The sequence below is a fragment of the Serratia sp. CC22-02 genome, assembly GCF_900182895.1.
GTDB lineage: Bacteria > Pseudomonadota > Gammaproteobacteria > Enterobacterales > Enterobacteriaceae > Serratia > Serratia nevei.
In genome coordinates, this window is the sequence record NZ_FXUD01000008.1 from 199155 (window position 1) to 210951 (window position 11797).

The 11797-nt window shown below is 59.0% G+C and carries 10 protein-coding genes; 8 read left to right on the forward strand and 2 right to left on the reverse strand.

The genetic code is table 11. The features are described from left to right. Nucleotides 1-21 precede the first annotated feature (21 nt). Nucleotides 22-2685, reverse strand: coding sequence for a bifunctional uridylyltransferase/uridylyl-removing protein GlnD (glnD, locus tag QOL81_RS22165; protein ID WP_047730854.1), 2664 nt, complete (start codon nt 2683-2685; stop codon nt 22-24). 73 nt (nt 2686-2758) lie between these two features. Further along, nucleotides 2759-3553, reverse strand: a complete 795-nt coding sequence (gene map, locus QOL81_RS22170) for a type I methionyl aminopeptidase (protein ID WP_004931936.1) — start codon at nt 3551-3553, stop codon at nt 2759-2761. A gap of 345 nt (nt 3554-3898) precedes the next feature. Here map and rpsB point away from each other — a divergent pair, with 345 nt between their 5' ends. The 8 genes from rpsB to rseP all read left to right on the forward strand — a co-directional run bounded on the left by rpsB (nt 3899) and on the right by rseP (nt 11781). Next, nucleotides 3899-4624, forward strand: a complete 726-nt coding sequence (rpsB, locus tag QOL81_RS22175; RefSeq protein ID WP_016929891.1) for a 30S ribosomal protein S2 — start codon at nt 3899-3901, stop codon at nt 4622-4624. Nucleotides 4625-4753: 129 nt separating this feature from the next. After that, the gene (gene tsf, locus QOL81_RS22180) at nt 4754-5605 is read left to right on the forward strand and encodes a translation elongation factor Ts (protein WP_033635739.1); all 852 of its coding nucleotides are present in this window, start codon (nt 4754-4756) and stop codon (nt 5603-5605) included. A gap of 148 nt (nt 5606-5753) precedes the next feature. Further along, the gene (gene pyrH / locus QOL81_RS22185; RefSeq protein ID WP_004931940.1) at nt 5754-6479 is read left to right on the forward strand and encodes a UMP kinase; all 726 of its coding nucleotides are present in this window, start codon (nt 5754-5756) and stop codon (nt 6477-6479) included. 119 nt (nt 6480-6598) lie between these two features. After that, nucleotides 6599-7156 (forward strand): ribosome recycling factor, encoded by a 558-nt coding sequence (gene frr, locus QOL81_RS22190; protein WP_004931943.1) that lies wholly within the window; start codon nt 6599-6601, stop codon nt 7154-7156. A gap of 157 nt (nt 7157-7313) precedes the next feature. Continuing rightward, a complete protein-coding gene (ispC, locus tag QOL81_RS22195) occupies nt 7314-8510 on the forward strand; it encodes a 1-deoxy-D-xylulose-5-phosphate reductoisomerase (RefSeq protein WP_169318715.1) in 1197 nt (398 codons plus the stop codon). Between the two features lie 277 nt (nt 8511-8787). After that, nucleotides 8788-9546 carry a (2E,6E)-farnesyl-diphosphate-specific ditrans,polycis-undecaprenyl-diphosphate synthase gene (ispU, locus tag QOL81_RS22200; RefSeq protein WP_049198255.1) on the forward strand — a complete coding sequence of 253 codons (759 nt, stop codon included), beginning with the start codon at nt 8788-8790 and terminating at the stop codon, nt 9544-9546. A 9-nt stretch (nt 9547-9555) separates the two neighbouring features. Beyond that, a complete protein-coding gene (gene cdsA, locus QOL81_RS22205) occupies nt 9556-10398 on the forward strand; it encodes a phosphatidate cytidylyltransferase (protein ID WP_169318714.1) in 843 nt (280 codons plus the stop codon). A gap of 27 nt (nt 10399-10425) precedes the next feature. Then, nucleotides 10426-11781 carry a sigma E protease regulator RseP gene (gene rseP / locus QOL81_RS22210; RefSeq protein ID WP_070913929.1) on the forward strand — a complete coding sequence of 452 codons (1356 nt, stop codon included), beginning with the start codon at nt 10426-10428 and terminating at the stop codon, nt 11779-11781. The last annotated feature ends 16 nt before the right edge of the window (nt 11782-11797 follow it).

An 11797-nucleotide genomic window follows, 5' to 3' on the forward strand; every position in this document is an offset into this window, starting at 1 on the left:
GTCGGTAAAAAGTTACTTGTATCACATTTTATCGTTTGGGGTGAGGGCCTCTGTCAACCGTTGCTCCAACTTTCTGCGCGTTTCCTGATCGAGCGCGCGTCGCTCGCCGTCGGCCAGGATAAACAAGTCCTCGACCCGCTCGCCGATGGTGGTAATGCGCGCGCCGTGCAGCGACAGCCCCAGGTCGGCGAACACTTCGCCCACCCGCGCCAGCAGGCCGGGCTGGTCAAGCGCGATCAGCTCCAGGTAGCTGCGGCGATCGGTGTGGGTCGGCAGGAAGGTCACCTCGGTCGGCACGCTGAAATGACGCAGCTTGGAAGAAGGCCGGCGCACGCGCGGCGGCTGGTACTCCCGCTGGGTGATGGCCTGCAGCAAGGCCTGGCGGATCGCCGCGTGGCGATCCTGCGCCAGCGGGCTGCCGTCCGGCTCCAGCACGATAAAGGTGTCCATCGCCATGCCGTCGCGGTTGGTGAAGATCTGCGCGTCGTGCACGCTCAGGTTGCGGCGATCCATCTCGCCGGCGACGGCGGCGAACAGGTAGGGGCGATCCGGGCTCCAGATAAATATCTCGGTGCCGCCGCGCGTCGCCTGCCGGCTGACCAGCACCAGCGGCTGGGTGGAGTCGTGGGCCAGCAGGTGACGGGCGTGCCAGGCCAGCTGATTCGGCGAGTGGCGCAGGAAATAATCGGCGCGGCAGCGGCTCCAGATGCGGTGCAGCGCCTCTTCGTCGATGTTGTCCATGCGCAGCAGCGCCAGCGCCTGCAGGCGGTGATGGCGCACGCGTTCGCGCAGATCCGGGCTGTTCTGCATGCCGCGGCGCAGCTGCTTCTCGGTGGCGAAGTACAGCTCGCGCAACAGGCTCTGTTTCCAACTGTTCCACAGGGTTTCGTTGGTGGCGCAGATATCCGCCACCGTCAGGCACACCAGGTAACGCAGGCGGGTTTCGCTCTGCACTTCGCTGCTGAACTGCTGGATCACCGTCGGATCCTGGATATCGCGGCGCTGCGCGGTGACCGACATCAGCAGGTGCCAGCGAACCAGCCAGGCCACCAGTTGGGTTTCGCGCGAGTTAAGGCCGTGCAGTTCGGCGAACTCCACCACGTCTTCCGCGCCGAGGATCGAGTGATCGCCGCCGCGCCCTTTGGCGATATCGTGGAACAGCGCCGCTAACAGTAATAATTCCGGGTGCGGCAGGCGAGGGTACAGCTCTACGCACAGCGGATGGCGTGGCCGGGTTTGCGCATCGGCGAAGCTCTCCAGCTTTTGCAGCACGCGGATGGTGTGTTCATCGACGGTATAGGCGTGGAACAGGTCGAACTGCATCTGGCCGACGATCTTGCCCCACTGCGGCATATAGGCCCACAGCACGCTGTGACGGTGCATCGGCACCAGCGCGCGCGAGACCGCGCCGGGATGGCGCAGAATGGCCATAAACAGATCGCGCGCTTCCGGAATGGTGCACAGCGGCTGTTTCAGATGGCGGCGTGCGTGGCGCAGCTGGCGCACGGTGGTGGAATAAATGCCCTTGATCTCGCGGTTGCGCACCATCAGGTAGAACATGCGCATGATGGCCTGCGGCTCGCGGATAAACAGCGTTTCGTCGCGCAGATCGATCAGATCGCCACGCAGCTGGAAATCGTCGTTCAGCGGGCGCGGCTTCTCGGTGGCGTCCAGCGCCAGGATGGCTTCGTCGAACAGCTGCAGCAGCATGTGGTTCAGCTCGCTGACGCGCCGCGTCATGCGGTAGAAGTCTTTCATCATGCGTTCGACCGGCTCGTTGCCTTCGCCTTCATAGCGCAGCAGCTGCGCCACGCTGAGCTGGCGATCGAACAGCAGGCGGTTGTCGTAACGCGGCAGCACCAGATGCAATGCGAAACGGATGCGCCACAGGAAGCTCTGGCACTCGTTCAGCTCGTTGCGCTCGGCCTGGGTGAGGAAACCGAAGCCGACCATTTCGTCCAGCGAGGTGGCGCCGAAGTGGCGCCGCGCCACCCACAGCAGGGTGTGGATGTCGCGCAGGCCGCCAGGGCTGCTTTTGATATCCGGCTCCAGGTTATAGCTGGTGCCGTGGTAGCGCTGGTGGCGCTCCTGCTGTTCGTTGACCTTGGCGTGGAAAAACTGCGGCGAGGGCCAGAAGCCGTCGCTGAAGATATGTTTTTGCATCTGCAGGAACAGCGCGACGTCGCCGCAGATCATGCGCGACTCGATCAGGTTGGTGGCCACGGTCAGGTCCGCCAATCCCTCCAGCAGACATTCTTCCAGGGTGCGCACGCTGTGGCCCACTTCCAGCTTGAGATCCCACAGCAGGGTGATGAATTCGCCGACTCGCTGCGACTGTTGTTCCGTCAGCCGGCGCTGGCTGAGCACCAACACGTCGATGTCCGACAGCGGGTGCAGCTCGCCGCGACCGTAGCCGCCGACCGCCACCAGCGCAGTTTCCGGGATATCTTCGAAGCCGTAGAAGGTCCACAGCCGGCGCAGCAGGCGATCGATGAAGTCGCTGCGCGCCGCCACTAGGCTTTCGGCGCTGGCACCGGCGTCGAACGCTGCCGCCAGCCACAGCTGGAACTGCTCCAGCCGCTGTTTCAGCACCGGACAGGTGAGCTCGTCGTTGCCGTAGGTGCTGGGGGAGGCGGGCGGCATCGGCACGGCCGGGGCCGCTTGTTGAAGGAGATTGTCAGACATAGTGCGCAGCCCATAAAAAAGGCCGGCAAAAGCCGGCCTGGTGATATTCTGCACGCGGCGTTCGCCGCGGTGCTTACATCTCGTGCGTAATGATGTTGGGGATGGTGTCATCCTTGCGCAACGTCATTATCTCGCAGCCGTTATCAGTGACCACAATAGTATGCTCATACTGCGCCGACAAGCTGCGATCTTTGGTTTTTACCGTCCAGCCGTCTTTCATGGTGCGGATGCGGTAGTCACCGGCGTTGACCATCGGTTCGATGGTGAAGGCCATGCCCGCCTGCAGGACCACGCCGCCGTCATCGGCATCATAGTGCAGCACCTGCGGCTCTTCGTGGAACACTTCGCCGATGCCGTGGCCGCAGTACTCGCGCACCACGGAGAACTTCTCGGCCTCGACGAATTGCTGGATAGCCTTGCCCAGGGTGCGCAGGCGGATGCCCGGCTTGACCATCTTCAGCGCCAGATACAGGCTTTCCTGAGTGACGCGGCACAGGCGCTCGCCCAGAATGGTCGGTTTGCCGACGATGAACATCTTCGAGGTGTCGCCGTGGAAACCGTCTTTAATTACGGTCACGTCGATGTTGACGATGTCGCCGTCCTTCAGCGTTTTGTCATCGCTCGGGATGCCGTGGCACACCACTTCGTTCACCGAGATGCACACGGATTTCGGGAAGCCGTGGTAGCCGAGGCAGGCGGAAATGGCCTGCTGCTCGTTGGTGATGTACTCGTGACAGATACGGTCCAGTTCGCCGGTGGTCACGCCAGGTTTGACGTGCGGCTCGATGATTTCCAGCACTTCGGCGGCCAGGCGGCCGGCCACGCGCATTTTTTGGATGTCATCAGGTGTTTTAATTGAGATTGCCATGAAATTCGTCCGCAGGTGTCGTTATCGTCGACAATAAGAAGCAGTGACTTATGGTATCAGCCCGGCCGGAGGCTGCCAAATTTCATTTCCCGATGCCCGGCGCAAAGCAACAAAAGTTGGTGTCTGCAGCGGGTTTATGGTATAAAGCGCGCCGGCGATCCGCGACTTGGTTCTTGTGACCTGGCAGGAATTGGCCGAAAATACTTTAACTGCACTCATTTTGTGTAAATAACACACACGTATCGGCACATCCGCCGGGGTGCCCTGAGGTGACTTGTCGCCGCCAGGGTCGGCGTTATGGGATACGTGGAGGCATAACCCCAATTAATCTATAGAGGTTTAATCATGGCAACTGTTTCCATGCGCGACATGCTCAAGGCTGGTGTTCACTTCGGTCACCAGACCCGTTACTGGAACCCGAAAATGAAGCCTTTCATCTTCGGCGCTCGTAACAAGGTTCACATCATCAACCTGGAGCAGACTGTACCAATGTTCAACGCCGCTCTGGCTGAACTGAGCAAGATCTCTTCCCGTAAAGGCAAGATCCTGTTCGTTGGTACCAAGCGCGCAGCAAGCGAAGCGGTAAAAGACGCTGCTAACAGCTGTGACCAGTTCTTCGTGAACCACCGCTGGTTGGGCGGCATGCTGACTAACTGGAAAACCGTTCGTCAGTCCATCAAGCGTTTGAAAGATCTGGAAATCCAGTCTCAAGACGGCACCCTGGACAAGCTGACCAAGAAAGAAGCGCTGATGCGCACTCGTGAACTGGCCAAGCTGGAAAACTCCCTGGGCGGTATCAAAGATATGGGCGGTCTGCCAGACGCACTGTTCGTTATCGATGCCGATCACGAGCACATCGCGATCAAAGAAGCCAACAACCTGGGTATCCCGGTATTCTCTATCGTTGATACCAACTCCAACCCAGACGGCGTTGACTTCATCATCCCTGGTAACGACGACGCAATCCGTGCAGTAAACCTGTACCTGACTGCCGTTGCTGCCGCTGTGCGTGAAGGTCGTTCTCAAGATCTGGCCGTTCAGGCGGAAGAAGGCTTCGTAGAAGCTGAATAATAAGGCAAGCTCGTCACTGAGCCCTTATTAACCAGGTATTGACATATGTTGGTTAGGGGGGCCTGTAAAGGCCCCCTTTGCTTATCTGAATGAGAACTGTCTCCACGCGAGATAACCGAGGAAAAATAAATGGCTGATATTACCGCTGCCCTGGTAAAAGAACTGCGCGAGCGTACCGGCGCTGGCATGATGGATTGCAAGAAGGCGCTGGTTGAATCCAACGGCGACATCGAACTGGCAATCGAAAACATGCGTAAGTCCGGTGCGATCAAAGCCGCTAAAAAAGCAGGCAACGTGGCTGCTGACGGCGTGATCAAAACCAAGATCGAAGGCAACTACGGCATCATTCTGGAAGTTAACTGCCAGACTGACTTCGTAGCAAAAGACGCCGGTTTCCAGGCGTTCGCCGACAAAGTGCTGGATGCCGCTATGGCCGGCAAAATCACTGACGTTGACGTGCTGAAAGCACAGTTCGAAGAAGAGCGCGTAGCGCTGGTGGCAAAAATCGGCGAAAACATCAACATTCGTCGCGTTGCTTCCCTGGAAGGCGAAGTGCTGGGCAGCTACCTGCACGGCGCGCGTATCGGCGTACTGGTTGCGGCTAAAGGCGCTGACGAAGAGCTGGTTAAGCAAATCGCAATGCACATTGCGGCAAGCAAGCCAGAGTTCGTGAAGCCAGAAGACGTGTCTGCTGAAGTGGTAGAAAAAGAGTACCAGGTTCAGCTGGACATCGCCATGCAGTCCGGCAAGCCGAAAGAAATCGCAGAGAAAATGGTTGAAGGCCGCATGAAGAAATTCACCGGCGAAGTTTCTCTGACCGGTCAGCCTTTCGTTATGGATCCGAGCAAATCCGTTGCTCAGGTGCTGAAAGAGCACAACGCTGACGTGACCAACTTCATTCGCTTCGAAGTGGGCGAAGGCATCGAGAAAGTCGAAACCGACTTCGCTGCTGAAGTTGCCGCGATGAGCAAACAGTCTTAATGACTGTCGATGGAACCGCCGTCTGGCGGTTCCATACTATCCAGCCAGAATTACACCGGTGGCAGGCCCTGCAGCGTGATTCTCACCTCAGGCGCATTTCATCGGCTGAAATCCCCAATACTAATACTGCTTCTTAGGACAGAACACCATGGCAACCAATGCAAAACCCGTATATCAGCGTATTCTGCTTAAACTGAGTGGCGAAGCCCTGCAAGGTGCAGAAGGTTTTGGTATCGACGCCAGCGTTTTGGATCGCATGGCTCAGGAAGTGAAAGAGCTGGTCGAACTGGGAATTCAGGTCGGTGTAGTTATTGGCGGCGGGAACCTGTTCCGCGGCGCGGGCCTGGCGCAAGCCGGCATGAACCGCGTAGTGGGCGACCACATGGGAATGCTGGCTACCGTGATGAACGGCCTGGCTATGCGTGATGCACTGCACCGTGCCTATGTGAACGCCCGCCTGATGTCGGCGATCCCGCTGAACGGCGTATGTGACAATTACAGCTGGGCAGAGGCTATCAGCCTGCTGCGCAACAACCGCGTGGTGATCTTCTCCGCCGGTACCGGCAACCCGTTCTTCACCACCGATTCCGCCGCTTGCCTGCGCGGTATCGAGATCGAAGCGGACGTGGTGCTGAAAGCCACCAAAGTGGATGGCGTATACTCCGCCGATCCGGTGAAAAACCCGGATGCGACGCTGTATGAACAATTAACCTATCAGGACGTGCTGGAGCGCGAGCTGAAAGTGATGGATCTGGCGGCGTTTACGCTGGCCCGCGATCACGGCTTGCCGATCCGCGTGTTCAACATGAACAAGCCGGGCGCGCTGCGCCGCGTGGTGATGGGTGAGAATGAAGGTACGCTGATCAGCAAATAAGGCTGTTCACACCCCTTTTTCGGTGCGCGTGACGCCAGGCGCCGCGCGCTCTCCGAGTACGATTACGGGCTATACTTGAGTATCGCCTGCCAAGTAACCAGCTTCCAAGGGTTTGCAACGTGACTAATGAAATCAGAAAAGATGCTGATTCACGCATGGAAAAAAGCGTAGAAGCATTCAAAAACCAAATCAGCAAGATCCGCACCGGCCGCGCTTCTCCAAGCATTCTGGACGGCATCATGGTGGAATACTACGGCGCCGCTACGCCGCTGCGCCAGCTGGCCAACGTGACCGTGGAAGACTCCCGCACGCTGAAAATCAACGTGTTCGACCGCAGCCTGAGCCAGGCCGTTGAGAAAGCGATCATGAGCTCCGATCTGGGCCTCAACCCGTCTTCCGCCGGCTCTGACATTCGCGTTCCGCTGCCTCCGCTAACCGAAGAACGTCGTAAGGATCTGATCAAGATCGTACGCGGCGAAGCCGAGCAGGGCCGCGTAGCGGTGCGTAACGTGCGTCGCGACGCTAACGACAAGGTCAAGGCGCTGCTGAAAGACAAAGAGATCAGCGAAGACGAAGAACGTCGTTCACAAGACGAGATTCAGAAAATGACCGACGCTTACATCAAGCTGGTCGATGCCGCGCTGGCAGAGAAAGAAAAAGAGCTGATGGATTTCTAATCAGCATCGCGCAGAAAAAAAGCGTCGCCTGGGCGGCGCTTTGTTTTTTGTGGCGCAGATCCCGTTTCATCGTACTGAAAGATCATGGACAAGCGGTGTCCAAGGTTCCACACTGGAGCACCTCCGATCTCATCAGACAGTTATTCAGAGTGAACTCATGAAGCAACTGACCATTCTTGGCTCGACCGGCTCGGTAGGGACCAGCACCCTGGCCGTGGTCAGGGCTAATCCCGACCGTTTTGCGATCAAAGCACTGGTGGCCGGCCGCAACGTCGCGGTCATGGCGCAGCAATGCATGGAATTCCGGCCCGCCTTCGCCGTGATGGCTGAGGAAAGCGCCGCTCGCGAGCTGCGCGCCATTCTGGCGGAAAACGGCGTCGCTACCGAGGTCTTGGCCGGGGAACAAGCGGCCTGCGAACTGGCGGCGTTGGATGACGTCGATCAAGTGACGGCGGCCATTGTCGGCGCCGCAGGGCTGCTGCCGACGCTGGCGGCGATCCGCGCAGGCAAGCAGGTGTTGCTGGCCAACAAGGAGTCGCTGGTCACCTGCGGCCGTCTGTTTATGGACGCAGTGCGGCAAAGCCAGGCGCAGCTGCTGCCGCTCGACAGCGAACACAACGCGATTTTTCAGAGTTTGCCTGAGAGCATTCAGCGTCAGTTGGGATACTCTTCCCTGGACAGTCATGGCGTTTCGCGCATCGTGCTTACCGGCTCAGGCGGCCCGTTCCGCACCACGCCGCTGGAGCAGTTCGCCGCGATGACCCCGGATCAAGCCTGTGCCCACCCGAACTGGTCGATGGGCCGCAAGATCTCGGTGGACTCCGCCACCATGATGAACAAAGGTCTGGAATACATTGAGGCCCGCTGGCTGTTTAACGCCTCGGCCGAGCAAATGGAAGTGATCCTGCACCCGCAGTCGGTGATTCACTCGATGGTGCGCTATGCCGACGGCAGCGTGCTGGCGCAGCTGGGTACGCCGGATATGCGCACGCCGATCGCCCATGCGATGGCGTATCCGCAGCGCGTAAACTCCGGCGTGGAAGCGCTGGACTTCTGCCGCATCGGTTCGCTGACCTTCGCCGAACCGGAGCGCGAGCGCTATCCTTGCCTGTATTTGGCGATCGAAGCGTTCGACGCCGGCCAGGCGGCGACCACCGCACTGAACGCGGCGAATGAAATCGCCGTGGCGGCATTTTTGCAGCAGCAGATTCGCTTTACCGACATTGCCGCGGTCAACCGGCAGGTCGTCGAGCGCCTCGCGCTGCAGGAACCGACGTGCATCGAAGCGGTCTTAGACATTGACCGCCAGGCGCGCGCCGCCGCCGAGGAGCGCGTTCGCGCGTTGCGCGGTTGAGCACGGCGATTATCCGATTTTGCTCGTAATTCGCGTATGCCGCAGCGGGGCCGTTTGTTCATGCTCCGCTGAGGTGGTATAGTCTGCGCCACCTGTCAGCGGTTATACCGTTGAATTATGGCCCGATTGGCGCCCTGTGCGTCAATGGCGACCCGGCTGCGCCGGGCATCGCGAGGGCAGGCTGAAAGCCGTGTCGGGCACACGGCTTTTTTTGCGCGTAAGGGCCTGATGTTCCGGAAAGGCAGTTATATTTCTATTGAGGAAATAAGTACGAGTTATGTCGTCCGCAAACCAACAAGAGGCTAATCCATCTTCCCCGGGGCCGCGCCATGTCGCCATCATCATGGACGGTAACGGACGCTGGGCCAAACGTCAGGGCAAGTTACGTGTCTTCGGTCATAAAGCAGGGGTGAAATCGGTTCGCCGCGCGGTCAGTTTTGCCGCCAGCCACCATTTAGATGCGCTCACGCTTTATGCCTTCAGCAGCGAAAACTGGAACCGTCCGGTGCAGGAAGTCTCCGCCCTGATGGAGCTTTTTGTCCGTGCTCTGGATAGTGAAGTAAAAAGCCTGCATAAACATAACGTCAGGTTGCGGGTGATCGGCGATATCAGCCGGTTCAGCTCGCGTTTGCAGGAGCGGATCCGCCGCTCTGAAGCGCTGACGGAAAATAACGATGGCCTGACGCTCAATATCGCTGCCAACTACGGCGGCCGTTGGGATATCATTCAGGGAGTAAGGGAGCTGGCCGAACGGGTACGGGTGGGAGAGTTGCACCCGGATCAGATCAGCGAGGAATTATTGAGCGAGCGGGTTTGCATGAGCGACCTGGCGCCGGTGGATCTGGTTATCCGCACCGGTGGCGAGCATCGCATCAGTAACTTCCTGCTGTGGCAAATCGCCTATGCTGAACTTTACTTTACGGATGTGCTCTGGCCTGATTTCGATGAACTTGTCTTTGAAGGTGCGCTGAATGCATTTGCACAACGTGAGCGCCGCTTCGGGGGAACAACACCTATCGGCGCCGATGCGTCCTAGGGAGAACTTTTGCTGAAGTATCGCCTCATAACTGCTCTGATTTTAATCCCGATCGTTATCGCGGCGCTGTTCCTGTTGCCGCCGCTGGCCTTTGCTCTGGTAACGCTCGTCGTGTGCATGTTAGCAGCCTGGGAGTGGGGCCAACTGGCCGGTTTTACCTCCCGTTCGCAGCGCATCTGGCTGGCGATACTGTGCGGTTTTCTGCTGGCGCTGATGATGCTCAGCGTTCCCGCGTACCATCAATTCGTGCCGCAGGTGAGCGGCTCGCTGTGGCTGTCGCTGGTCTGGTGGCTGGCGGCGCTGCTGCTGGTGCTGTTCTACCCCGGCTCGGCCGCTATCTGGCGCAACTCGCGCCCGCTGCGCCTGCTGTTCGGCCTGCTGACCATCGTGCCGTTCTTCTGGGGCATGCTGGCGCTGCGCCAGTACGGCTACGAGCAAAACCCGTTTACCGGCGCCTGGTGGCTGCTGTACGTGATGCTGCTGGTGTGGGGCGCGGATTCCGGCGCCTACATGTTCGGCAAGCTGTTCGGCAAGCATAAGTTGGCGCCGAAGGTCTCACCGGGCAAAACCTGGGAAGGGCTGATCGGCGGGTTGTTGACGTCGGCGGTAATCTCCTGGCTGTTCGGCCGCTATGCGCCACTGAACGTGGTGCCGACCACCCTGTTGGCCTGTTCGGTGCTCGCCGCGCTGGCTTCGGTGCTGGGCGATTTGACCGAAAGCATGTTCAAACGCGAAGCGGGCATCAAGGACAGCGGTCATTTGATCCCCGGTCATGGCGGCATACTGGATCGTATCGACAGCCTGACCGCGGCGGTGCCGGTGTTTGCCTGCCTGATGCTGTTGGTGTTTTAATCCGTCGATGACGGAAAGTGAGGGATGATGGTCAGCGTGCTTTGGAACCTGGTGGCGTTTCTGATTGCGCTCGGTATCTTGATAACCGTGCACGAGTTCGGACACTTTTGGGTTGCCCGCCGTTGCGGCGTGCGCGTTGAACGTTTCTCCATCGGCTTCGGTCGCGCGCTGTGGCGCCGCACCGATCGCCAGGGCACCGAGTACGTCATCGCCTTGATTCCGCTCGGCGGCTACGTGAAGATGCTGGACGAGCGCGTGGAGTCGGTGGCGCCGGAAATGCGCCATCAGGCCTTCAACAACAAAACCGTCTGGCAGCGCGCGGCCATCATCAGCGCCGGCCCCATCGCCAACTTCCTGTTTGCTATCCTTGCCTACTGGCTGGTGTTCATCATCGGCGTGCCGAGTTTCCGCCCGGTGATCGGCGAAATCGCGCCGCAATCCATCGCCGCCAAGGCCGAAATTTCGTCTGGCATGGAACTAAAGTCGGTTGACGGCATCGAAACGCCTGATTGGGAGTCAGTTCGTCTGGCGCTGGTGGCGAAGATTGGCGATGCACAAACCGAAGTCGGCGTTGCGCCATTCGGCTCTTCGCAGGTAGTGACCAAAACCCTGGATTTGCGCCAGTGGAACTTTGAGCCGGACAAGCAGGATCCCGTTGTCGCGCTGGGCATTATGCCGCGCGGCCCGCAGATTGAATCCGTGTTGGCGGAAGTGCAGCCTGACTCGGCGGCGCAAAAGGCGGGTTTACAAGCGGGGGACAGGATCGTTAAAGTCGATGGTCAGCCGTTGGGTCGTTGGCAGACGCTGGTGAAGCGTATCCACGATGGCCCGGGGCAACCGCTGGCTTTGGAGATTGAAAGAAACGGCGCCCCCTTGTCTTTGACGCTGATACCGGATACAAAGCCGGTGGGAAAAGACAAATCGGTGGGTTTTGCAGGCATCATTCCAAAGGTGCTGCCGCTGCCGGACGAGTATAAGACGATTCGCCAGTATGGACCGTTCCCGGCGCTGTATCAGGCCGGCGACAAGACCTGGCAGCTGATGCGGCTGACGGTTAACATGCTGGGCAAATTAATAACCGGTGATGTAAAGCTGAACAACCTGAGTGGCCCGATCTCGATTGCACAGGGAGCAGGGGCGTCAGCCGGAGTCGGGTTCGTGTATTATCTGATGTTCCTGGCGTTGATTAGCGTCAACCTGGGGATCATCAACCTGTTCCCATTACCGGTGTTAGATGGTGGGCATCTCCTCTTCCTGGCGATAGAAAAGCTGAAGGGTGGGCCGGTTTCCGAGCGAGTACAGGACTACAGCTACCGCATAGGTTCGATCGTGCTGGTGTTGTTGATGGGTCTTGCACTTTTCAATGATTTTTCCCGCCTCTAGGGGCGGGGATAGGTTA